The 23,750-nt window shown below is 43.3% G+C and carries 25 protein-coding genes; 17 read left to right on the plus strand and 8 right to left on the minus strand.

What is annotated here, in order from left to right; all coding sequences use genetic code 11:
* The first annotated feature begins 11 nt into the window (after positions 1-11).
* The 4 genes from urtB to urtE are packed head-to-tail and all read left to right on the plus strand — an operon-like array spanning position 12 to position 4,243.
* On the plus strand, positions 12-1,640 hold the full coding sequence (gene urtB / locus AC6CHI_RS06380; protein WP_498120146.1) for an urea ABC transporter permease subunit UrtB: 1,629 nt from the start codon (positions 12-14) through the stop codon (positions 1,638-1,640).
* A 5-nt stretch (positions 1,641-1,645) separates the two neighbouring features.
* The gene (gene urtC / locus AC6CHI_RS06385; RefSeq protein WP_498120539.1) at positions 1,646-2,719 is read left to right on the plus strand and encodes an urea ABC transporter permease subunit UrtC; all 1,074 of its coding nucleotides are present in this window, start codon (positions 1,646-1,648) and stop codon (positions 2,717-2,719) included.
* Positions 2,716-3,534 carry an urea ABC transporter ATP-binding protein UrtD gene (gene urtD / locus AC6CHI_RS06390; protein WP_458891899.1) on the plus strand — a complete coding sequence of 273 codons (819 nt, stop codon included), beginning with the start codon at positions 2,716-2,718 and terminating at the stop codon, positions 3,532-3,534. The genes urtC and urtD overlap by 4 nt, the downstream gene beginning before the upstream one ends.
* A gap of 10 nt (positions 3,535-3,544) precedes the next feature.
* Positions 3,545-4,243, plus strand: coding sequence for an urea ABC transporter ATP-binding subunit UrtE (gene urtE / locus AC6CHI_RS06395; RefSeq protein WP_498120148.1), 699 nt, complete (start codon positions 3,545-3,547; stop codon positions 4,241-4,243).
* Between the two features lie 55 nt (positions 4,244-4,298).
* On the opposite strand, the gene AC6CHI_RS06400 is transcribed toward urtE, so the two are convergent.
* Complete coding sequence (locus AC6CHI_RS06400) at positions 4,299-5,000, minus strand: phospholipase D family protein (protein WP_498120150.1); 702 nt, start codon at positions 4,998-5,000, stop codon at positions 4,299-4,301.
* A gap of 35 nt (positions 5,001-5,035) precedes the next feature.
* Positions 5,036-5,785, minus strand: a complete 750-nt coding sequence (locus AC6CHI_RS06405) for a hypothetical protein (RefSeq protein ID WP_498120152.1) — start codon at positions 5,783-5,785, stop codon at positions 5,036-5,038.
* 219 nt (positions 5,786-6,004) lie between these two features.
* On the opposite strand from AC6CHI_RS06405, the gene AC6CHI_RS06410 reads away from it, so the two are divergent.
* Entirely contained in the window at positions 6,005-6,505 is a 501-nt protein-coding gene (locus tag AC6CHI_RS06410) for a DUF1877 family protein (RefSeq protein WP_498120154.1), read from the plus strand.
* Between the two features lie 74 nt (positions 6,506-6,579).
* On the opposite strand, the gene AC6CHI_RS06415 is transcribed toward AC6CHI_RS06410, so the two are convergent.
* Entirely contained in the window at positions 6,580-7,296 is a 717-nt protein-coding gene (locus AC6CHI_RS06415; RefSeq protein ID WP_498120155.1) for an outer membrane protein OmpK, read from the minus strand.
* 1,079 nt (positions 7,297-8,375) lie between these two features.
* Here AC6CHI_RS06415 and AC6CHI_RS06420 point away from each other — a divergent pair.
* From AC6CHI_RS06420 to AC6CHI_RS06440, 5 genes are all read left to right on the plus strand, one after another.
* Positions 8,376-8,753 (plus strand): HPF/RaiA family ribosome-associated protein, encoded by a 378-nt coding sequence (locus tag AC6CHI_RS06420; RefSeq protein ID WP_498120157.1) that lies wholly within the window; start codon positions 8,376-8,378, stop codon positions 8,751-8,753.
* Between the two features lie 144 nt (positions 8,754-8,897).
* Complete coding sequence (locus AC6CHI_RS06425; RefSeq protein ID WP_458891893.1) at positions 8,898-9,440, plus strand: ankyrin repeat domain-containing protein; 543 nt, start codon at positions 8,898-8,900, stop codon at positions 9,438-9,440.
* Positions 9,441-9,467: 27 nt separating this feature from the next.
* Positions 9,468-10,238, plus strand: a complete 771-nt coding sequence (locus AC6CHI_RS06430) for a transporter (RefSeq protein WP_498120159.1) — start codon at positions 9,468-9,470, stop codon at positions 10,236-10,238.
* A 19-nt stretch (positions 10,239-10,257) separates the two neighbouring features.
* Positions 10,258-12,075: a protein-disulfide reductase DsbD gene (dsbD, locus tag AC6CHI_RS06435; protein WP_498120161.1), complete on the plus strand. Its 1,818-nt coding sequence runs from the start codon at positions 10,258-10,260 to the stop codon at positions 12,073-12,075.
* 2 nt (positions 12,076-12,077) lie between these two features.
* Positions 12,078-12,776 (plus strand): glutathione S-transferase family protein, encoded by a 699-nt coding sequence (locus AC6CHI_RS06440; RefSeq protein WP_498120163.1) that lies wholly within the window; start codon positions 12,078-12,080, stop codon positions 12,774-12,776.
* Here the strand turns inward: AC6CHI_RS06440 and AC6CHI_RS06445 are convergent.
* Positions 12,757-13,959 (minus strand): GGDEF domain-containing protein, encoded by a 1,203-nt coding sequence (locus AC6CHI_RS06445; RefSeq protein ID WP_498120165.1) that lies wholly within the window; start codon positions 13,957-13,959, stop codon positions 12,757-12,759. The two genes, AC6CHI_RS06440 and AC6CHI_RS06445, sit on opposite strands and share 20 nt — an antisense overlap.
* 233 nt (positions 13,960-14,192) lie before the next feature.
* Between AC6CHI_RS06445 and AC6CHI_RS06450 the strand changes: the two genes are divergently transcribed.
* Positions 14,193-14,759 carry an FMN-dependent NADH-azoreductase gene (locus AC6CHI_RS06450; protein ID WP_498120167.1) on the plus strand — a complete coding sequence of 189 codons (567 nt, stop codon included), beginning with the start codon at positions 14,193-14,195 and terminating at the stop codon, positions 14,757-14,759.
* Between the two features lie 54 nt (positions 14,760-14,813).
* Here AC6CHI_RS06450 and AC6CHI_RS06455 read toward each other — a convergent pair whose 3' ends face one another.
* Entirely contained in the window at positions 14,814-15,725 is a 912-nt protein-coding gene (locus AC6CHI_RS06455; protein WP_458891888.1) for an alpha/beta hydrolase, read from the minus strand.
* A 157-nt stretch (positions 15,726-15,882) separates the two neighbouring features.
* On the opposite strand from AC6CHI_RS06455, the gene AC6CHI_RS06460 reads away from it, so the two are divergent.
* Positions 15,883-16,320 carry a DUF2147 domain-containing protein gene (locus AC6CHI_RS06460; protein ID WP_498120169.1) on the plus strand — a complete coding sequence of 146 codons (438 nt, stop codon included), beginning with the start codon at positions 15,883-15,885 and terminating at the stop codon, positions 16,318-16,320.
* Positions 16,321-16,385: 65 nt separating this feature from the next.
* Here the strand turns inward: AC6CHI_RS06460 and AC6CHI_RS06465 are convergent, their stop codons facing one another.
* Both AC6CHI_RS06465 and AC6CHI_RS06470 read right to left on the minus strand, forming a co-directional pair.
* Positions 16,386-16,736, minus strand: a complete 351-nt coding sequence (locus tag AC6CHI_RS06465) for a Spx/MgsR family RNA polymerase-binding regulatory protein (protein WP_498120171.1) — start codon at positions 16,734-16,736, stop codon at positions 16,386-16,388.
* A 474-nt stretch (positions 16,737-17,210) separates the two neighbouring features.
* Positions 17,211-18,029: an exodeoxyribonuclease III gene (locus AC6CHI_RS06470; protein WP_458891885.1), complete on the minus strand. Its 819-nt coding sequence runs from the start codon at positions 18,027-18,029 to the stop codon at positions 17,211-17,213.
* A gap of 40 nt (positions 18,030-18,069) precedes the next feature.
* Between AC6CHI_RS06470 and pyrE the strand changes: the two genes are divergently transcribed.
* On the plus strand, positions 18,070-18,720 hold the full coding sequence (pyrE, locus tag AC6CHI_RS06475; protein WP_498120173.1) for an orotate phosphoribosyltransferase: 651 nt from the start codon (positions 18,070-18,072) through the stop codon (positions 18,718-18,720).
* Between the two features lie 383 nt (positions 18,721-19,103).
* Positions 19,104-19,448 (plus strand): carboxymuconolactone decarboxylase family protein, encoded by a 345-nt coding sequence (locus tag AC6CHI_RS06480; RefSeq protein ID WP_241625495.1) that lies wholly within the window; start codon positions 19,104-19,106, stop codon positions 19,446-19,448.
* A 129-nt stretch (positions 19,449-19,577) separates the two neighbouring features.
* Here the strand turns inward: AC6CHI_RS06480 and AC6CHI_RS06485 are convergent, their stop codons facing one another.
* On the minus strand, positions 19,578-19,775 hold the full coding sequence (locus tag AC6CHI_RS06485) for a DUF3565 domain-containing protein (protein ID WP_498120175.1): 198 nt from the start codon (positions 19,773-19,775) through the stop codon (positions 19,578-19,580).
* Positions 19,776-19,897: 122 nt separating this feature from the next.
* Between AC6CHI_RS06485 and gshB the strand changes: the two genes are divergently transcribed.
* The 3 genes from gshB to murC all read left to right on the plus strand — a co-directional run bounded on the left by gshB (position 19,898) and on the right by murC (position 23,706).
* Positions 19,898-20,845: a glutathione synthase gene (gshB, locus tag AC6CHI_RS06490; protein WP_458891881.1), complete on the plus strand. Its 948-nt coding sequence runs from the start codon at positions 19,898-19,900 to the stop codon at positions 20,843-20,845.
* Between the two features lie 302 nt (positions 20,846-21,147).
* Positions 21,148-22,245, plus strand: coding sequence for an undecaprenyldiphospho-muramoylpentapeptide beta-N-acetylglucosaminyltransferase (gene murG, locus AC6CHI_RS06495; RefSeq protein ID WP_498120177.1), 1,098 nt, complete (start codon positions 21,148-21,150; stop codon positions 22,243-22,245).
* 12 nt (positions 22,246-22,257) lie between these two features.
* A complete protein-coding gene (gene murC, locus AC6CHI_RS06500; protein WP_458891879.1) occupies positions 22,258-23,706 on the plus strand; it encodes a UDP-N-acetylmuramate--L-alanine ligase in 1,449 nt (482 codons plus the stop codon).
* The last annotated feature ends 44 nt before the right edge of the window (positions 23,707-23,750 follow it).

Raw genomic sequence — 23,750 nt, forward strand, 5'->3', positions numbered from 1 at the left:
GGGAGTCTTTCATGTCGATAAAAAGCTATTGTGTGGCCTTGCTCTGCCTGTGCCTGCAATTATTTCTCAATCCTGCATGGGCCGAAACATCTGTATCCGAGGCACAGCAGCAAGTCTCAGCACAGGCCGATCCGATTCAGCGCTTTGTCCAAGCAGATTTTGCTGAACGTCGCGCCATGTTGAACCAATGGCCTGCCAGTATTGAAAGTTTAGATCAACTGGTGGCCTATATTGATCAAAATGAACTGTATCGAGATGGTGCGGGTCAAACCTATATTTTAAAAAATGATGAGCAGTTGTATCGCTATCCGTCTTTGCAAGAACTGAGCACGTGGCCAGCCGATTTATCTCAGGTCACGCTGGTGAATACCTTGCGTAAAGCCTTAAGTTTTGGGCAAGCCAAAGTCAAATTAAAATCGGATGAGGCATCTCAGCGTTTAGCTGCAATTGATATTTTAGAAAATAATTTAGATGAACTTGATCCAGTTTGGATTCGCCAGTTATATCTGCAAGAACAAAACAACAAAGTCAAAGCACGTTTAGAACAGTTAAAAGCGCGTCTGGATTTAAGCAGTGCCGATGCGCTGGTCAAGTTACAGGCGGTGAATACCTTGTCTGCATCGGATCGTCCAGATGTCTTGGCGGTGATTGAACAAGAACTGAGCCAAGCCAATCTGAATCCTGAGCTGGCAGCGGCTTTGCAAAGTGCCAAAAGCAGTATTAAGACACGCCTGCAAGCCAGTGAATGGGCGGGGCATGTATTTTCAGGCTTCAGTACCGCCAGTATTTTGTTGTTGGCTGCTTTGGGTCTCGCCATTACCTATGGCTTGCTTGGTGTCATTAATATGGCGCATGGTGAGCTGATCATGATTGGTGCCTATACCACCTATGTGGTGCAAAGCCTGTTTAAAAGTCATTTAGGGGCGTATGTTGACTGGTATTTGTTGGTAGCGATACCCGCGGCATTTCTGGTCAGTGCCTTGATAGGCATGCTGATTGAACGCACCGTAATTCGTCCCCTATATGGCCGACAACTGGAAACCTTGTTGGCAACCTTCGGGGTCAGCCTGATTCTGATGCAACTGGTGCGGATGATTTTTGGCGCACAGAATGTTGAAGTGTCGAATATTTCATGGCTTTCGGGCGGTATTTCTTTAACCCCGAGTTTAATGCTGCCGTATAACCGTATCGCAATTATTGTCTTTACCGTTGTTGTGTTACTGCTGCTGGTCTATCTCCTGAATAAAACCCGCTTTGGTCTGTTTGTGCGTGCCGTAACGCAAAACCGTCAGATGGCACGTGCGGTCGGCATTCGCTCGGCACGTATCGATATGTTGGCGTTTGGCTTGGGTTCAGGGCTGGCTGGGCTGGCAGGCTGTGCTTTGGCGCAAGTGGGTAATGTCGGTCCAGATTTAGGTCAAAACTACATTATTGATGCCTTCTTGGTGGTTGTAGTGGGTGGTGTTGGACAAGTCTGGGGGGCAGTACTGGCCGCCTTAGGTCTCGGCATCAGCGGTACAGTGCTGGAAATTGGTTTAGGTGCTGTACTGGCCAAAATTATCCTGTTGGTGCTTGTGATTCTGTTTATTCAGAAACGTCCACAAGGTTTGTTCGCGATTAAAGGGCGTTTTGTGGAGTAAACATGATGAAAATAACAACTTTATTTGCCGATAAGCCCTATAGCGCACTGGTCATTGCCGCCTGTTTTACGGTGATGCTGTTGCTACCGTGGTTACATTTGTTACCTGCCGAATCGGCTTTACATCTTTCCGCTTATTGGGTCACCTTGATTGGCAAAATCATGTGCTTGGCGCTTGTGGCACTGGCCTTGGATTTGGTCTGGGGCTATGCCGGCATTTTAAGTCTAGGACATGGCTTATATTTTGCCTTGGGCGGTTATGCCTTTGGCATGTATTTGATGCGTGAATCAGCGGGGTCCGAATTGCCGGATTTCATGCGCTTTTTAAGCTGGACTGAATTGCCGTGGTACTGGGTGGGCACGGAACATTTCTTGTGGGCTTTGGTGTTGGTGGTGTTCGTCCCTGGTCTGATTGCCTTCATTTTTGGCTTCTTTGCCTTCCGCTCCAAAATTAAAGGCGTGTATTTTTCCATCATTACCCAAGCCATGACCTTTGCAGCCGCATTACTGTTTTTCCGCAATGAAACAGGCTTTGGTGGCAATAACGGTTTTACTGGGTTTAAAACCATTTTGGGGATGGACATTACTTCGGCTTCTATGCGCGCAACGCTGTGCTTTTTAACCGCACTGTTGTTGTTGTTGTGTTATTTGGGCTTACGTCACCTGATGAATCAACCTTATGGTCGTGTGCTTGGGGCGATTCGTGACAGTGAAAACCGTCTGCAATATTTGGGCTATCGCACCCTATGGTACAAGCTGTCGGCATGGGTTTTGTCTGCGGTCATTGCAGGTATTGCAGGGGCGCTCTATGTGCCGCAGGCAGGGATTATTAACCCGAGTGAAATGAACCCAGTCAACTCGATTGAAATGGCGGTGTGGGTGGCAGCAGGGGGGCGTGGCACTTTAATCGGTCCTATTTTAGGTGCTGGTTTAATTAATGCCGTGAAAACCTATTTTACCGTGGCATATCCCGAAGCGTGGCTGTTGATCTTGGGGGGCTTGTTTATTGTAGTGACCTTGTTCCTACCGAAAGGGGTGATTGGTTTATTTGATCGTTTTAAAAAGGAGCATGATGCATGAGCGAAATTATCCAGCCACATGGTGGGCATGCTTCCGAAGGCTATGGACGCCCCAAAGAACACGGTGCTGATTTTAGCCACGGCATTGCCCTGTATTTGGAAAAAGTCAGTGTTTGGTTTGATTCATTCCGTGCCCTCAATGATTTATCCCTCTATATCGAAGAAGGGGAATTACGCTGCATTATTGGACCGAATGGTGCGGGTAAAACCACACTGATGGATGTGATTACGGGTAAAACCCGTCCAACTGAAGGTTCAGCCTTTTTTGGGCAAACCTATGATTTAGCCAAAATGAGCACTGAACAAATTGCCGAAGCAGGGATTGGGCGTAAATTCCAAAAACCGACCGTATTTGAGAATTTTACGGTGCTGGAAAACTTGCTGTTGGCGGCTCCTAAAGATAAACGGGTGAAAAAAAGCTTTTTTAGTAAGTTAGATCCTGAGGTTCAGGTCGCCTTGGATCAGACTTTAGAGCAAATTCGTTTAAAAGAACTGGTGCAGAAGCCGGCAGGCTTGCTATCGCATGGTCAGAAACAATGGTTAGAAATCGGCATGTTGCTGATGCAGCGCCCTAAACTGATTTTACTGGATGAGCCTGTGGCAGGCATGACCGATGCGGAAACCGAGCGGACTGCGGAACTGTGTCTGGAATTAAAAAAAGAACACACCTTGCTGGTGGTTGAACATGACATGAGCTTTATCGACACCATTAGTGAAAAAGTCACGGTCTTGGCGCAAGGTGCGATTCTGGCAGAAGGCACGCTGGCAGAAGTCCAAGCCAATGAAGACGTAATTGAAAAATACTTGGGGCGTTAAGGAGCAGCACATGTTAGAAGTTAAGGCGGTAAACCAATATTATGGGGGCAGCCACATTTTACGTGATGTGTCGTTTCAGGCTCCAATTGGCGAATGCTCGGTGGTTTTGGGGCGTAATGGTGTGGGTAAAACTACGCTGCTCAAATGTCTGATGGGTATTCTGCCGATCAAGTCGGGACAGATTTTGTTGGATGGCAAAGACATTTCTAAACTGAGTCCTGAGCAGCGGGTACGCGCTGGTTTGGCCTATGTCCCGCAAGGGCGTGATATTTTTTCGACCTTAACGGTAGAAGAAAATATTTTGATTGGTATGGCGAAATTTTCAGGGGTCAAAACTAAAAAAGTCCCTGAACATCTCTATGAAATTTTCCCGGTACTAGATGAAATGAAACATCGCCGTGGAGGGGATCTATCGGGAGGACAGCAGCAGCAATTGGCGATTGCGCGGGCGCTGGCTTCTGAACCGAAAGTACTGATTTTGGATGAGCCAACAGAAGGCATTCAACCCTCGATTATTAAAGATATTGGGCGCGTCATTCGTCAATTGGCAGATGGCGGTGACATGGCCATCATTTTGGTAGAGCAGTTTTATGACTTTGCCGAAGAGCTGGCAGATGGCTATACCGTGATGGCGCGTGGGCAGGTGGTTGCACAGGGACGAGGCGAAGAAATGCCTGGAAAGGGGATTAAGGATTTAGTTGCGATTTAGAAATGATATAACCTCTTAAGTTCTTTGTAGCATGACTTAAGAGGTTGTGATTTGATTACAGACGTGTATTTTCAGACCATAAGAAATAACCACCATATTGGCTGGATCTGAATTCACCACCTGCTGCTTTACCTTGTTCGGTTAGGTAATGTTTACCGTTTTCATTTAATTGTAGTAATCCTTTCTCAACAAAAATTTCTAAAAGCTCACCTGTTTTGATTTTATGTTTTGCTGCTAATTTCGAAGAAGTTAGTTTGGTGGATTGCTCTGAATCTTCTTGAGTTGTCTCTGCTTTGGTTTCTTCAGCTTTGACTTCATCTAAAGAAATCCTGACCTCATCACTAATCCGAATGATTCTTTGAGCTTCTTCATACGCATCTTTAAAGACTTGAGAGTCTTCATCTTTTGAAATTAAGATCCCCATCTCATTATTATTGACTTGGCTAAATTCGTATAGATTTAAACTTGAAACAATACAGCTTTCTTCATTCAGATAGCATTTAGCATGTAAATTTTTGCAGAAACTAATCCGGACATAATCCAATTGTTGCATCCATTTAATTTCATCAGGATGCAAATCACTTTTGCCATAAATAATACGAATATCAATTTTTAAGCGATTCTTATCTTCGAGTAGTTCTTTAATGCGATCATTGAGTCTCAAATAGGGACTGATCAGAATTAGACGTTCTTTGGCATTTTTGATTAATTCTTCCAAGAAAAAATTTGTTGCACTGGTATTTAAGAATTTCGCCATTTTATTACCCTCATAAAATTATCAAGCTATATAAGTTATTCAGTTTCAACTTGCATATAGCTGCCACTGGCAGAAACATTGTGTCCAAAACCACAGCCTGAAGTATTCTGTTGTTCATCCACCACAATTTGCTGCCCCTGTTTCGAATCTGTTTTAAAGGCTAAATCAATTTGGCAGTCTTCATAACGATAAACCGCTCTTTTCTGTTGGAGCGGCATTTGCGTCTCAAAGCTGCCTAAATTTGGTCCATAAATTAGTCCACGCAACCCAAAATAATAACCTTCAAATTCAATTTGATAAGTATTTTTCTGTTTTTTTACCGTGATGCTGTCCCATTGTCCAAACCCATTTGGGCTGACATAAGTGCCTGTGAGTGCCGAACTGGTTTTGATTGGTGGGAGTTGGCTTAAATTAAACTGACTCATTTTTGAATCGGGATTCCGTAGGAACCATGCACGTGCCCAAAGCGGCTTGCCCAGTTTGGCATAAGTCAGTCCGACATTATTGTTGGCAATTTCAATCTCGCGATCGGACACCTTCACGCCACTCTCATCCGCATTGATTTGACAAAAATGCGACCAAGCGGCTTGATCCTTAAACTGGGTTAAGGCTTGAGTATATTGCTTTTGGTCGTAATACTGCTTGCCGAGTTTGGCATATTGTTTCAGTTTGCCGCAGCCTTGTTGCAATTCTTGCTGATAGTTCCATTCCGCTGAAGCACTATGCGGTAAAACACAGGCAATGCTGGTGAATGCCAAAATAGGAAAAATTTTAAAATTATGCATTGTTATTAAGTATTAAAAAAAATGATGTAGCTAGTCTAGGCAATTTATCTGCAATAAAAAAGTATCAATCATTATCACGGCCTCGACTGCGCAGAGGGGAGGATGTGAGCATTAAAATGTGCAGGTTACAAACTGCAATGGAATCGACACATTTGTTATTGTGTTTCGTGCTGTGAATCGCGCTAAGCTAGTGGCAATAAGTATAAAAAGGAATAGATCATGGATGCTTTTCTTTTCAGTATTGCGCCAAATGAATTAGAAAATTTAATGTTGGATGCTTATAGTCTGAGGGATATCGAACAGGCCACACAGCAACATCCACATATCGATTTAGGTGAGCTTTGGCGCTTGCTTGATCAGGCACTGACTCAACATAGCCCTGCCCAGCTCAATTTGCATGATGTGGTATATGCTGAATACCCCATCTCAGAACATCCCAAATTGAAATCGGTGGCACGCTACAACCCTGCTATACATGTGATTGAACTGAGCCAAGTACTGGAACAGATTAGTTCGGAAGATTTGCATCATTATTGTCAAAAAAATCTAGCGACCTCGGAACTGGAAGCCCTATTGGGGGATCAGCGTGCTCAATTGGATGAGGCAGAACTGACTTTGCTATTGAGCCAATTAAAAAGTTTTTATCATAATGCGATGAAGAACAATCATGCGGTGGTGAGTTTAATTGCTGAAAATATTCGACCGAAGCACTTCATTTGAGTGGGATGGATGAAATCCATCCACATAAAAAAAGCAAGACGGACGTCTTGCTTTTTCTTAGTCCAATTAAACCCTTAGAAATGGTATTTAATTAAAGCACTGACGTTATTTTCGTCACTATTTGTACCGTATTTGTTGTTCCATACCGACCATTCCACACCGAGGTATAAACGCGTGTCTGGAGAAATGTGTTTACCTGCATTCCATTTCCATTGTGAGGTCCAGTTCATTTCGCTCTTGTGATCATCTTCAGCTGTAGACCAGTCCAAGAAGCCATCTACCAGGAAGTCTTCAGTACCCACTTTAAATGGTACGCCGTAGACTAACGTCATTTGGTAGTCATCATCTTGAGCTTCATTGTCAGCTTTGTACAAATTCACTTGTGCATATTGGAAATATGGGATCGCGAGATCAACACCAATACCATACAGGTAGTTGTTAAAACCTTCACCACCTTCCCAAGTGGTTGCAACCAATACATCTTTAACTGGGCCCAACTCTAGTTTGTGACCAGAGATTGCACCAAGGCTCAAACGCGGTGAAGCTTCAAAATAAGTTTCGTTGCCACTTACATCATTATTGGTACGGTCAGCAAAAGCGAAAAAATCACCATATTTTAACTTTGCGGTATATTCAAAAGTTACCGTAGTTTGCTCGTCTTCACGTGCAATTAGTTGGTAGTCTTCACCGTATAAACCCGTGATACTAAAATCTTGCCAGATAGGCGCTGCTTGTGTAAAAGTCGCTGCAGTAGCCAATGCACATGTCGCCGCAATTTGAGTCAGTTTCATTAAAAAATATCTCCCCCGAGAAAGCGTATAAAGGATACAGATTCTTTAGCAAAAATAAAGCCAATTTTGACCAATAATTTAAAAATGCGACCAATGCAAAATTGAGATTTTTGGTTTAATTAATCTATTTGAAATCATTGAATATTTTACCATTAGGTATAAATTTTCGTGAGATTTAATTCAATAAAAAATATTATGAAATGTCTTGGTGTTAAATTGTCCAAGATAAAAACGATATGAGACAGTTGCTTGCACCAAATTGGAGTTTTTTTGTTGACCAAATGGTCAATAGTAGGGAGTGGGTGAACATCATTGATGGTCTGAATAAAAAGCCGATGGATATTGCTGCCAACAGAAAGGAAATACACTGGGACAGTGGAGAGTGCTTAATCGGGATTGCGCAATATAACTTATGAATGGCAGATTTTTATGCAGTCTTTGGTGATCATCAAAGACTGGATGAATGAGGCGGGATGCTGCGTTGAGGTGATGCATTTCAACAACCAATAAAAGAGTTGGGTCTGGTCTAGCTTTATATGTGTGCTGATGAATGGGTATGCAGTCATGCTGAATCACCTAGCCAAAAGGTTGCGCTAAAAGAGTAGCTTAGAATAACGAGGTGTTGCATCCCAGTCAGAACCATTGTTCCGAAAGAGCCAACAGATGTTGGCTCAGTTTTTCCGCAGTCAAAATGAAGACGGCTTTCATTTCAATGGCATGCTGCATAGGTCAAATAAAAGAGAAAAAGTAACTTTGATTCCCCATGAAATGACCGCAATCGTGCCTGCTGTAAGGTGTATTGGTGAGTTCTTAACCATACAAGTCAGGAGTTGTCACATTTGGTTATCCTTTTGATATTTTTTTTAAAATACCCCTTGCATATTTTTGAGTTAAGCCCGATATTCAAAGGACAAGGACACGATTCTGCAGACTCAAAAGTGTTCATCATTTCAATGAGGAGGTTAGTTCCAAAATTGATAAAAGATGTTCAAATGCTGTGTAAACAGCAAGTTACAAGCGTGCCAAGATAAGAAAAGTTTTGCACAAAAAAGATTCAGATTGATAAAGAGGATGAGATTATGAACATTGAAATCCGTACAGATAAAAACATTCAAAATAATGATCGTTTAATTAGTTATGTGCGTGCAGAACTGAACCAAGAATTCCAACGTCATAGTGAACGTATTACCCATTTCTCCGTACATTTAAGTGATGAAAATGGGGACAAAGGCGGCGACGATGACATTAAATGTATGATTGAAGCGCGTCCTGCAGGATTAAAACCTGTAGTGGTGAGTCATAAAGCTCATAATGTCGATACAGCCTTTCACGGTGCGATGGATCGTTTGAAACGTAGTCTTGAGCATGTGTTTGAAAAACGAGAAAATCCCCGAGGCGGACAATTAGAATTTGCCGATGCTGATGCAGGTAAAGATGATCTTGATGATGAAGATTGAGCTCGACTAAATTGAGTTTAAAATGCCAAAAAGCCCTTCGGGGCTTTTTTTCTATGAATTAAAAAACCTTAGATATACATTTACATAAAACAAAAGACCGAGAATTCGGCATAATATTCCCAAACTGATGAAAGAGTATGCCCCATGTTAACAGCACAACAACAAGTCTTTGTGCAGGCGATTGAAGAATTAGACCTGCCACAAGTTCAGCGTCTTTTAGCGGAAGGTTTAGATCCAAACTTTATTGCTGCTGAAAAAGGTCCTGCTGTTTCGGTCTGGTCTGATGGTTTGTTCCAATGGTGGGAAAAAGTCTGCGAAGCTTATGAAGCTGGGCAGGGGCTGAGTGAAGAACAAAAGCAACAAGATTTAGCCGTTCATTTGGAAATTCTGGAAGCACTGATTCAAGCCAAAGCCAATTTCCATTTATGGGATGCAGAAGAATTATATGGCCCACTGTGGGATGCGGCGAGTTCAGCCTGCGCCCCTGCGGTACAGCGTTTACTTGAGCTCCAAGTGGATCCCAATACGCGTGATGAACAGGGGTTGACGATTTTATCTTCAATCAGTGATTTATTTTTTGATTGTGATTTTGATGAAATTAACTGGGCTGAAGCCTTACCTGAAGAACGTCAAACTTTAGAATTATTGCGCAGTCAGGGCGCTAAAATGTCAAAAGAAATGGCATAACCAGAGAAATAAACACTGAGGCAAATGATGAAAAAATTAAAACAGTTCAGTTTATTGGCGCTGACCCTTGGCGTTGCATGTCCAGTTTTTGCAGCTGATTTTTCTTTTGATCGTCCGGGTTCGGGAATTGGGACAGGCATTACTCCCATCGGGCAACTGGCTTGGGAACAAGGCCTACCGAGTGCTAGCTATGTTGAAAGTACAGTCGATGGGGTACAGCAAAAAACCACCAGCCTGAATGCGGATATGTTGCTGCGCACAGGGATTGCCCATAATTTAGAGTTGCAATTGGGCTGGCAAGGTCCTGCTTGGACACAGCTCAAGCGTGCAGGTCAAAGCGTCGATGAAGATGGTTTAGGCGATGTCAGTATTGGTTTAAAAAGTGCGATTGATCTGAATGATGAAGATCTGAGCATGGCTATCCTGTTAGAAGCTGTGTTAGCCACGGGGAATGATGGCTTTACCGCACATGACGATATTTATGCCCTTTCTTCTGTAGTTTCTTATCAGCAAAGTGATCTGGTCAACACCTCTTTGACCATGCGGTATGAAATTCAGAATGGGGATTGGGCAGCCACCGCAATTCCAACCATTGGCTATAAGCTATCAGATAAGTGGTCAGGTTTTTCCGAACTGGTTTATCGTAAAGCGGAAAGTCAGGATTATGAATATAGTCTAGGTTCGGGGGTAATTTATGCCCTGAATGATCGTACTCAACTGGATGCCAGTGTTGGCGTGGTCTTAAGCGGTGCAGATAAAAGCTATCAATCTGGTTTAGGTTTCTCTTATTTATTCTAAGGCGGGCTCTCTTTTGCTTATGGAAAAGTCTGTACGGATTTCAGTATCTTTGAGTGCGGGTTTCATCTGGCTGTGTGCAACGTTATTGGCCTTCTGTGCAAGCTTGGCGCATGCTCAGGACACTTTGTTATCTGCCGATGAGGCTTTTCCAGTTCAGATTGAGTCCGTTTCTGCGCAAGAAGTCCAGTTACAATGGCGCATTCCAGAACATTATTATCTCTATCAACACAAGTTTGCCGTGCACGAAGGGCAGCAGTTGCTGCCTTTGACCTTACCTAAAGCACAGGAATTGTATGATGACAACTATGGGCAAACCCAAGTTTATTATCAGCAAGTGCAGTTTAAGGTACCAACCCAAGCTTCAAAAACCTATCAAGTGACCTGGCAAGGTTGTGCCAAAGACCGTATTTGTTATCCACCACAAACCATTGAATTTCAAACCGATGCTGATGGTTTAGTGGCACTGCAGAACAGCAATGCAAGCTCAAAACGACTGTTGGATTTAACCGCAAATCCTGCCAATTTAGTCACGAGCACTCCACAGCTGGATCAGGCTGCTTCCGTACCAGTGCAGCAAACCGCACAAGATCAGCACTGGTCTGCACAATTGGCACAACGTTCGCCTATTTATGGTCTGTTATTGTTTTTAGGCTTGGGGATTCTATTGGCATTTACCCCTTGCTCGCTGCCGATGATCCCGATTCTCAGTTCACTGATTGTGCGTGATCGCCGTGGAGTTAAGGCATGGATGATTGCCTTGGTCTTCGTGTGCAGCATGGCAATGGTCTATGCGCTACTGGGCTTGGTCGCGTCCTCTGCAGGTCTGAATTTTCAGCGCTGGCTGCAACAACCTTCAACCCTGATTGCATTTAGCCTGTTGTTTGTGCTGTTTGCCTTAAATTTATTTGGGCTGTTTGAATTACGGCTCCCCCATGCGCTGGTGCATCGTTTAGATCATTGGCAGTCGATGCAAAAAGGCGGCAGTTTGATTGGTGCCTCCATTATGGGGATGATTTCAGCCTTGTTGGTTGGACCCTGTATGACGGCACCCTTGGCAGGAGCCTTGCTATTTATTTCACAGACTCAAAATCAGTGGCAGGGGGCATTGCTCTTATTTACGCTCGGTTTTGGTATGGGCTTGCCGCTATTGTTAGCCAGTATTCTGGGCGCAAAAGCCTTGCCAAAAGCCGGTTTGTGGATGAATCAAATTAAAGTCCTGTTTGCCTTCATTATGTTGGCATTGGCGCTGTATTTTATTCGTCCGCTGTTGTCGGAAGGCTGGATGCAGGGCTTGAGTCTCGTGCTCGGGTTAAGTTTTATCAGTTATGTGCTGTATCGTGCGCTGTGGCAGAAGTCCGCATTACGTCCAGTCTATTTGCTGATTTTACTGGTGACTGTGCCTTACTTGATCTATAGCCAGTATCAGCAGAGTCAACGTTTCTTTATTCAGCAAAGTCAGCAGCAAGCCACATGGCAAGTGGCGCAAACTGCCGCAGAATTCCAGCAATTATTGGCGCAAGCCCCGCAAGATCGCGGCATTGTCATCGATGTCTATGCCGACTGGTGCGTGGCCTGCCAACCGATTGAGCATCGCATTTTAAAGTCAGCTGCGGTACAACAAGCATTAAGTCCGTATACGCTGATTAAACTGGATTTAAGCCATTACGATGCTAGCCATCAGCAGTTGCTCAATCAATGGGACATTTTAGGTCCGCCGACCTATTTATTTTTGACCCCTCAACAGCAAGAAATGCGTGGCTTACGTTTGACTGGTGCATTTAGTGAAGCGGAGCTATTGCAGCAACTACAACAATTCCAACAAAATTTAGGGCACTAAACATGCTAGAACTTTATATTGCCAATAAAAACTATTCCAGTTGGTCTATGCGTCCATGGCTGGTGCTCAAGGCCTTTGATCTGCCTTTTCAGGAACATATGATTTATTTTGACCGTGAACGTTCAATCGGTCAGTTCAAACAGCAGCTTTTAGCACTGTCAGCCAATGCCAAAGTCCCGCTTTTATTGGATCAAGGGCTTAAAGTTTGGGACTCTTTGGCCATTTGTGAATACTTGGCCGAACAATATCCTGCCCATGGATTATGGCCAAAGGATCAAGCCCAACGCGCCCGAGCCAGAAGTATTAGTGCGGAAATGCATAGTAGTTTTACTGCCTTAAGAACCCTTTGTGGGATGAATATTCGGGCAGAATTGGCAGAGGTGGGGCAGCAACTTTGGGCTGAGCACGCAGCCTTGCGTCAGGATGTCGCTCGAATTGAACAGATTTGGGCAGAACGTCCAGAGCTAGATGGTTTTTTATGTGGTGATTTTAGTATTGCCGATGCCTTTTATGCCCCAGTTGTGATGCGTTTTAAAAGTTATGCTCTACCTATCAGTGCTTCGAGTGAGCGTTATATGCAATTGATGTTGCAACATCCTGCCTTACAGGCGTGGGTGCAAGCGGCAATGGCGGAGGGGCGTTGGGTCAATTATCTGGAAGATTACCAAACAGAACCTGCATCTACTTCAGCTGAGGGGTGATCAGAACGTTCACCGTTGGGAAGATCTGTACCTGATTACGTCCAGATGCTTTAGCGGCATATAGGGCTTTATCCGCCTGAGTTAATAATTGGAAAGGGCTGAGTGGCGATTGAGCGGTGGAAATGCCAAAGCTTGCGGTTAAGGCTATGCGGGCACCGTCATCATCGTGTAATTCAAGATGTTCAATCGCCACACGACAGCGCTCCGCCGTTGCTTGGGCTTGTTCAAGTGTGCTGTGCGATAACACCAACAGAAACTCTTCACCGCCAAAACGCCCCACAATGTTACTCCCCCGTAACAATTGATTCAGCAGTTGTCCAACCTGAATGAGGGCTTCATCGCCTTTGTGGTGTCCATATTGGTCATTAATCACTTTAAAGTGATCTAAATCGAGCAGCACCAAGGCATAATCCGTATTGTGCTTACGGTCAATTCGCTCTAAAAACTGATTGAGACTACGCCGATTATAGGTGTTGGTCAGTGGGTCAATTTTGCTCAGCTGTTGAATTAATTGTTCGCGATGGCGCCACTGACTTAGTAAAATTTCAAATAAAATGAGACAGATAATGACAAGGGGTGCAATAAAGTACAGCATGCTATTAACCCAGAACGGATTGGCATAAGTATTACCGGGTAAATTAAACACGGGGGCATAAGGAATGAGGCCGTGCAGGCTGAAATAGCCACAAAGCAGTAAATAGGCAGTCGCAGGAATCAAGGCGCTGTAGACAATAGCGCGTGGTAATAACACTAAGCCGACACTGCATAAACTGACGTAGGCGCTTAAGGTCGCAGGGCTCAGTACACCAATCAGAAAAGCATCCCGACATAATGAAATAATAAAGCCCCACACAGTCATATAAGGAATAAAGCGTTTAACCCAAGTGTACTGTTGCCAGTAAACACAGGGGTAAATTAGGCCACCAAGACCCGCCATAAACAGCAGGTTCCACAGAATTTGCTGTTTAATCAGTTCTAAATTGACCATGGCCCATAAGCTGGGATTCAATAAAACAAAAAATTTCCATGCCATCCAGATGAGATGGGTGATACAGCCTAAAATTAAGATCAGAATACATTTATTCAGCGTATTCCAATTCATGATCACGCCATCTTCGAGTAAGATTTTTTTAATTTTCTGCTGAAATGACGCAACTGCGGGGCGAGATGATTGGATGGTCATTGCTGTTTATTCCCCTCGACATAGCCATTCCCTTGTTTTTAAGACCGATATATTTTTTTGCCCACAATAGCATAAAATTTATACAATCTTTCGATTGCTGGACATTTACCTTTTTATTCTGAATCCATTTGTTCTAAAAATGAAACATAGTGTATTAGCATAGATAATTATTCTATTTTCATTGATGACCTAAACTGAGCCTATTCCAAAAGATCAAGTATTCAGGTTACAACATGAAAGTTTTACATATCGATTCCAGCATTTTAGGTACTGCCTCTGTTTCACGCCAGTTGAGTCAAGCCATCGTTGAGCAGTTACAAACAAAACATGCCGATGTTGAGGTGCAATATCTGGATTTGGCTGCACAGCCGATTCCGCACTTAACAGCGGAAATTTTGATGGGGCAGAATGCTGAACAAAGCGCATTAGGTGAACAGATCATTCAGCAGTACTTAGATGCCGATGTGGTGGTTGTCGGTGCAGCCATGTATAACTTTGGTTTGGCATCGACCTTAAAAGCATGGATCGACCGTATTAGTGTTGCGGGGAAAACCTTTAAATACACAGAGCAAGGTCCGGTTGGCCTAGCGGGTGATAAACAGGTCTATATTGCCAGCAGCCGTGGCGGTGTTTACGGGGATAATAGTCCAGCCGATTTCCAAGAAGGCTTTTTGAAAACGGTGTTTAACTTCACGGGTGTGCAACAAGTCGAGATTGTGCGTGCCGAAGGCGTTAATATGGGTGAAGACATGAAAACTCAAGCCATTGCAGCTGCTTTAGCTCAGGTCAAATTAATCTAACTTCGACCATTGAAAATCAAAAAGGTCAGCAGGTGCTGACCTTTTTTATGGGTGTTAATCTTGGTCTAAACGATGAGCAAATTCGGCTAAATCGGCCAAAGCCAGTTGCGCTTCTTCAAACCAAGCACTGAACATGTGGAAGTTATGCCACATACCCGTATAAATTTTAAATTCAACCTCTACGCCTGCGGCTTCAGCTTGTTGCTGAAAGCGTTGCCCATCATCCATCAAAATTTCCTTCGAGCCGACCTGAACCAATGTTGGTGGTAAACCACTCAAGTCATCAAATAAAGGCGAAACGCGCGGATCGCCACGATCGATACCTTTTGGCAAGTAGTAATCAATTCCTGTCTCTAAGGCTTCAATCGACAGTAAGGCATCATGCTTTTGGTTAAAGCGGAGCGACTCACTGGTCAGGGTTAAATCTAGAAAAGGAGAAAGAAGAATCAAGCCGCTAACTTGGTCGAGCTGTGCCTGACGAATTTTAATGGCGAGGGCCAAGGCCAAGTTTGCCCCACAGGAATCGCCTGACAGAATAATGTCTTTGGCCTGAATGCCCTGATTGAGTAGATTGACATAAACCTCGAATAAAGCCTCAATGGCTTCAGGAAAAGGATGTTCGGGTGACAGAGGATAATCGACGTGCAACACCTGCATTTGTGTGCGGGCTGCAATTTGGCTTAAAAATGCCCGATGTGTGTTGAGTGAGCCTAAAAAGAATACCCCACCATGAATATGGAAAATCAATTGCGTCGATTGCTGTTGCGGTTTCAACTCTTCGGCATTTAACTGCCCTAAACGTAAGGAGCGAATCTGTACATCGGGTTGAGTGGGAAAAACTCGGCACAACTGTTCTAAGGCTATTCTTAAGGTTTTCGGCGGAAGATTGTATTGGCTAGGGGTACGGATGGTACTTTTTAAAATATTTTCAGTAATGAATTGTTTCCACGGCGCTGAAATCTTCATGGTTATTCCATTTTGTTATCAATTTTGCCTATAAAAGGCATATTTACCCACAATAATTACAAGGGTACACTAAACAGTCACATTCAAGAATTGCAAAATTGTTGTGGCTTTACAATACTGAAAGACGTCTACAGACAGACTAGGGAAATCAAGAAAAATGAAAAAAATTGCATTTGCATTAGGATTGCTTGGATTTGCAGCACTCGCCAATGCGGCTGATCCGCTCAATGGTACAGTTTGGAAAACCATTGATGACAAAACCAAACAACCGCGTGCGGTTGTGAAATTTACGCAACAAAAAAATGGTGATTTAACCGCGAGCATTCAAAGTATTTTGACTCCAGGTGAGGAAAATGCCTGCAGTAAGTGTGAAGGCCCATATCATAATAAATCATTGAAAGGACTGACCATTGTGCGTGGGTTGAAAAATGCAGGTGGCACAAAATATGATGAAGGTACAATTCTTGATCCAAAAAATGGTAAAACCTATAGCCTGAAAGGTGAATTGACTTCGGGCGGTAAAAAACTTGAGCTTCGTGGTTATTTGGGTGTAGCAGCATTAGGACGTAACCAAACTTGGGTTCGCGTCAACTAATACGTTATGCAGATATAGAAAAAGCCTGATATTGAGTCAGGCTTTTTTATTTTTTAAATTTAGGTTTATCCAGCAAGTCCACGATAAGCTGCTTCATCAAAACCGACAATATAGCCCTGTGAGGTATGTAATACAGGACGTTTGATTAAACTTGGCTGAGCCATCAGGGTTTCAATGAGTTGTGCTTGTGAAGCCAAAGCCTGTTGTTGCTCCGCTTCACTCAATTTACGCCAAGTGGTGCCTTTCTTATTTAAAATGAGATCTTGTCCAACTTGGTCTAACCAAACTTTCAGGGTTTCGGCATCTATGCCTTGCTTTTTATAGTCATGAAACTCATACGCCAATCCCAAGTCGCTCAGCATATCGAAGGCTTTTTTCATTGAGCTGCAGTTTTTGATGCCATAAATTTTTAGCATGATCAGAGGTTCTCAATTGTGATTGCTGTGGATAGGGTAAACAAAAAAATCGGTGTGCTCTAGCAGTTTTGTTGAAATGGCTCAAATCGCACAATTTAGAGTCAAATTGTCATCGTATTGCAATCTAAGCAGGGCAAGATATGCCTATAACGAAAACAAAGAATCAAGAATGAGAATATCAGCGCTTAAATAAAAATAACAAATATAAAAAAGAGAAAACCCGCATTCAATCATCCTGATTATGCGGGTCTCATTACAACGTCCATTGTCACATCCTTGAAAACACACTTAAAAAGTGATGTTTTACTTCATCCTACGGCGTCCTATCCCTTTGCTGTCATCCTGACATGTCCCTGTGCCGTGCCGCTATAATGCCGTTTCTGGTCGAGGATAAATAGACAGAAAATACGTCATCTGTTGTGCGCTAAAAGATAGTATTGAGTGAACATTTGTTCACTCAATGTGTTTTATTGTTTAAATTTGATAATCAATAATGACAGGGGCATGGTCACTAAACCATTCCTCTTTATACACCCAAGCGTTGACAGTACGGGCCTTCCAGTCTGGTGAACAGGCTTGATAGTCAATACGCCAACCCACATTCTTGGCACGGGCTTGTCCACGATTCGACCACCATGAATAAAGCTCTGCTTCTTTACGGACTTCACGGAAAGTATCAACATAACCTAGTTCATCATAAATATGATCGAGCCAAGCGCGTTCATGCGGTAAACAGCCTGAAGACTTTTGATTGCCCGACCAGTTTTTAATATCAATGCGCTTATGCACAATGTTGTAGTCACCACAGACAATGACGGATTTATTTTCTGCACGCCATTGCTTGAGAATTTGCTGATAGTTTTCCAAGAAATGATCTTTGCGGGCTTGCGCTTCATCTCCTGAAGAACCTGAGGGCAAATACAGGGAACAGATGTAAACAGGCTGCTCAAGTCCTAAATCAAACTCGGCACTAATAAAGCGCCCTTGAGAATCGGCCAGTTCAAAACCTAGACCATCGGTTACCGACACAAACGGTAAGCGGCTATAAATCGCTGTTCCGGCATAGCCTGCACGTTCTGCAGGGAACAGATGCGTGTACCAGCCTTCTGGTTTAAATTTATCGGTCCATTGTGCATGGGTAATGCGGCTTTCTTGCATGCAGACCACATCTGCATCTGACTTTTCTAACCATTCAAGTAAGCCTTTGGTTACCGATGAACGTAAGCCATTTACGTTAATTGAAACTACTCGTAGAATTTTTTGATCACTTGGGTAGCTACTCTTTGGTATCATGCGCAGTCATAACCTCAATGTATGAATTTTGGAGCACCTCATGTCAACGCCAGCTCAATTTAACCCACAAGCATTTATCGAACTCGCTTTATCACGTGGTGTGCTTAAATTTGGTGAGTTTACTTTAAAATCAGGTCGTGTGAGTCCTTATTTTTTTAATGCCGGTTTATTGAATGATGGTGAAGCCTTATCGTTATTGGCTTCTGGCTATGCAGATAAATTGACCCAATGTGATAATGTTGAAGTGGTGTTTGGTCCTGCATATAAAGGTATTCCTTTTGTGGCAGCAACTGCTGTGGCATTATCACAAAATCACGGGGTGAGCGTGCCTTGGGGCTTTAACCGTAAAGAAGCCAAAGATCACGGTGAAGGTGGCGTCTTAGTCGGTGCATCAGTTGCAGGTAAAAAAGTCTGGATTATTGATGACGTAATTACTGCCGGTACAGCCATTCGCGAAGTAGTGACCATTCTGAAAAATTCGGGTGCAACCATTGCGGGTGTATTGGTGGCATTAGATCGTCAGGAAAAAGGTCAAGGCGAATTATCTGCGATTCAGGAAGTACAAAAAGAGTTGGAAATTCCTGTGCACGCGTTAATTACCATGAAAGATTTAATGAACTATTTAGATGCCCAAGGTGAGAAAGATGCTTTGGCGAAAATGGAAGCGTATCGTGTGAAATACGGCATTTAAATCGATATTTTCTAGAATAAAAAGGAGGCTAAGGCTTCCTTTTTTTTATTGATAAGCTCAGTAAAAAAGTGTGGCAAATTGTATTGAGGCTTCTGTTTAGTGCAATGGCTTGATAATAGCAGAAGAAAGATGATCCCAGATTTGTAATGGGTATGGAGAACAGGATAGGCATAGAAAAATCGAGGGCTCTTAACCTCACGGCTCTTATATAAAGGCTAAGAAGTAATAATATTGGTTTAGACGTGTAGGGCATCCCAAAGACGGTTTTGGGGGGCTAAAAGTTTAACGACTTCAAGAATAACAAGATGAAAATAGACCTTATTTAAAACAATATGTTTTTATATAATATATAATTAAATATATTAAATTGATTCGAGATTCACATGAGTTATCAAGCTATCACGCAAACAATTGCTAAAAATTTAAAAACTTTGCAGCAAGATACGCCTAAATTGATGCAAGGTTTTGGGCAGTTAAGTCAAGCGGCTCTAGAAAATGCAATCCTAGATACAAAAACCAAAGAGTTTATTGCCTTAGCCATCGCAGTTGAAAAACGCTGTGATGCTTGTATTGCCTTTCATACCAAGGCTTTAGTTAAACTCGGGGCGAGTCTCAAGGAAGTCGAAGAAGTGTTAGGCGTTGCTGTTATGATGGGTGGAGGGCCATCCTTGATGTACTCTTCCCATGTTTTGGATGCCTTTCATGAATTTAGTAATGAATCCGCTTAATCAGGCTGGATGCACTATCCAATTCGTAACCCGTTGCCTGGGTTAATCATTGCTAAAATTTACCAATTACAGTTGATCCGAAAGGCCCGATGCATGGGCCTTTCGACGTAGGGCTGAGCCTATAATGACCTATTGGCAAATTTCTGTATCACATTGCTTACACTCCAACATCATGCCCAACTTCTCCTGACGCCCTTGTTCTGTCATCACCCAAGGGCGATTTTGCCAAGGTGGCGTATGACGCACGTGTTGCGTATGCCCACAAGCCAAATCAGCAACCCAATGTTGTTCTTCATCTTGATGAAAGCCAATAATTGCCTGTTTCAATGCACAATCCTTAATACGTTATACAAATTTATCCATAAGAGATCATCGAAATTCGGAAATAGAACCCCATAATCTCCGTTATACTCCTTGTAGATTATACTTTTGAAAAAAGAGCTTTGATTATGCGCGTACTTGTTGTGATGGATCCCATCGAAAGTGTCAATTTGAAAAAAGACTCAACCATAGCCATGCTTTGGGCGGCAAGCCGTCGTGGACACGAACTAGGTTATGCACTACAACAAGACTTATATATTGAGCAAGGCAAGGCTTTTGGTCTAATTGCGCCTTTAAAGGTGTTTGAAGATTACAATCATTATTATGAATTGGGCGAAAAGAAGAAAGAATCCATCGCAGCTTATGATGTGGTGTTGATGCGTAAAGACCCACCGTTTGATATGAACTTTGTTTATACCACCTATATTCTCGAGCAAGCTGAGCGTGAAGGGGCATGGATTATTAACAAGCCACAGAGCTTGCGCGACTGCAACGAAAAACTGTTTGCTACACAGTTCCCTGAGCTACAAGTCCCGACATTGGTGACTTCACAGCAACACTTGATTCGTGACTTTATTAAAGAACAGGGCGATGTGATTGTAAAACCGCTTGATGGTATGGGTGGCATGGGGATTTTTCGCCTGTATCAAGATGGCGTGAACATTGGCTCAACCATTGAAATGCTGACCAATCATGGCACGCTACCCATTATGGCACAGCGCTATATTCCTGAAATTGTGGAAGGGGATAAACGTATTTTGATGGTCAATGGTGAACCTGTTCCGTATTGCTTGGCCCGTATTCCACAAAATGGTGAAGTGCGCGGTAATTTGGCTGCGGGTGGCTTAGGTGAAGCCCGTCCACTGACAGAAAATGATCGCAAAATTGCCGCCAAGGTAGGTCCTTTCCTGCGTGAAAAAGGCTTGATTTTTGTGGGGCTGGATGTCATTGGCAATTATGTCACTGAAATCAATGTGACCAGTCCAACCTGTATCCGTGAAATTGACAATAAGTTTGGGACTAAAATTGCCGATGATTTGTTTGATGTCTTAGAAGCGGGACGTTCAAATATCTAATCAAGTTGTGATGCTTTCCCTTAATTCAGTGCAAAGGACTAAGGGAAAGCAATGTTATGCTGGGATTTTTATCACGGAGTAAAAAGAGGGTAAATGAATCACATTTCAGGTTTTTAACAAAGATTGGTGTGTTTTTTACTAGATTAATAATAAAACTTGTTTAAACTTACAAAACTGAAGAAAAAAACAATGAAACGCTGAGGGAAAAAAAGTAAATCATCTTTCGCACCCCTCCGTTTGTGATTACAATTGTTAGCTTAAAATGAATTTTTGCCTCTATTTTTGAATTGAAGAATTAGACCGTGACTGATGCTCAGCAAATAAAGCCCAAACGCGTGATGATGATGGCCGCAGGTACCGGTGGACACGTTTTTCCAGCACTTGCCGTTGCGAAACAATTGCAACAACAAGGGGCACAAGTGTCTTGGCTGGCAACGCCAACAGGCATGGAAAATCGCTTATTAAAAAATCAAAATATTCCAATTTACCAGATTGATATTCAAGGCGTGCGCGGCAATGGTGTGGTGCGTAAATTACTGGCGCCTTTTAAAATTTTAAAAGCCACACTCAGCGCCATGCGTTATATGAAGCAGTTGAATATTGAGGCGGTTGCCGGCTTTGGTGGCTATGTGGCAGGCCCCGGCGGTTTGGCTGCGCGGGTGTTAGGCATTCCGGTATTAATTCATGAGCAAAATGCGATTGCTGGATTTACCAATACGCAATTGTCACGTGTGGCAAGCACGGTTTGTCAGGCTTTTCCGAACACCTTTGCCCCGCAAGAAAAAATTGTGACCACAGGCAATCCTGTACGCCAAGAAATTACCGAAATTTTAAATCCATCGTGGCGCTACCAAGAGCGTGAAAAAGCCAATCAACCGCTGCGCATTTTAATTGTCGGGGGGTCTTTGGGGGCGAAGGCACTGAATGAATGTGTCCCTGAAGCCTTAAAGTTATTGAATGTTCCCATGCGTGTGTATCACCAATGTGGTCAAAACCATGCTGATGCAACACAGGTACGTTATGCCAATCTACCAGCAACGCTTGAAGTTGAAGTTCATCCGTTTATTGAAGATATGGCTCAAGCCTATTCCGAAGCAGATTTGATTATTTGCCGTGCCGGTGCCTTAACCGTAACGGAAATTGCCACAGCGGGTGTGGCGGCGGTTTTTGTGCCGCTGCCAAGCGCTGTGGATGATCATCAGACCGCAAATGCCAAGTTTTTAGCGAACATTGGGGCAGCGAAAATTTGTCCGCAAGCCAATATGACGCCTGAAAGTTTAAAAGAATTGTTAGTGCCGTTAATGAATCGTCAATTGTTGTCTGAAATGGCAGTCAAAGCGCGTCAACAGGCTCAACCCGATGCAACCCAACATGTCGTTGAGTTAATTCAAGAATTGTGATCAGAGTAAGCTATGTCTCCATCTACACCTGCTGAACAAGCAAAGAAATTAATTAAAATCCCTGAAATGCGCCGTATTAAGCATATCCATTTCGTGGGTATTGGTGGTGCTGGGATGTGCGGCATTGCTGAAGTTCTGAAAAACCAAGGCTACAAGGTGTCAGGCTCAGATATTAAAGCCTCTAAAACCACCGCTCAGCTCGAAGAAAATGGCATCAAGGTTTATATCGGACATGCCGAACAAAATATTCAAGGTGCCAATGTGTTGGTGGTATCCACTGCGATTGACCCAGAAAACCCAGAAATTAAATCTGCGATTGAGCACCGTATTCCAGTAGTGCGTCGTGCAGAAATGCTGGGTGAATTGATGCGTTATCGTCATGGTATTGCTGTTGCGGGGACCCACGGTAAAACCACCACCACCAGTCTCGTGACCTGTATGCTGGCAGAAGAAAACCTTGATCCAACTTATGTGATTGGTGGTTTGCTGAATCGTACGGGTGTTAATGCTGCATTGGGTGCTAGCCGTTTTATCGTGGCGGAAGCAGACGAGTCAGATGCATCATTCTTGCATTTGCAACCCATGGCCACCATTGTGACCAATATCGATGCCGATCATATGGATACCTATGGCGGTAGTTTTGATGTCCTGAAAGATACCTTTGTACAATTCCTGCAAAAACTTCCATTCTATGGTTTAGCCGTGGTCTGTGGTGATGATGCTAATATCCGTGAAATTATGCCACGTATTGGTCGTCCGCTAATTACCTACGGATTTAACGAAGACAACGACATTCGTGCTGTCGATATTGTACAAGAAGGCATGCAGTCGCACTTTACCGTACTACGCAAAGACCGTGAACCGCTACGTCTCACCATTAACTTGCCAGGCTTGCATAATATTTTAAATGCGCTTGCTGCCATTGGTATTGCGACGGATGAGGGTGTTTCAGATGCGGCAATTGCACGCGCCTTGGAAGGCTTTAGCGGTGTGGGTCGTCGTTTCCAAGTTCAAGGTGAGTTTGAACTGGGTGAAGGTAATGTGAAATTGGTGGATGATTATGGTCATCACCCGAAAGAAGTTGAAGCGACCATTAAAGCTGCTCGTGCTAGCCATCCAGACCGTCGTTTGGTGATGATGTTCCAGCCACATCGCTTTAGCCGTACCCGTGACTGTTTTGATGATTTTGTCGATGTATTGTCGCAAGTGGATCAATTGCTGTTGCTTGAAGTGTATCCTGCTGGAGAAAAACCGATTGTCGGTGCAGATAGTCGTGCTTTAGCGCGTAGCATTCGTTTACGCGGTGAGGTTGAGCCGATTTTAATCGATCCTGTTGAGGGGAATTTGCCGAATGTCATGCGTAAAGTGTTACAAGCGAATGACTTGTTATTAACACAGGGCGCAGGTAATGTGGGGGCTATCTCGATTGAGTTGGTTCAACATCAATTATATGTGGACTAATACTTGTCCCAAATTTTCATGTAAGTAAAAAGTTATAACAGTTT

The organism is Acinetobacter sp. GQ146 (genome assembly GCF_059758585.1).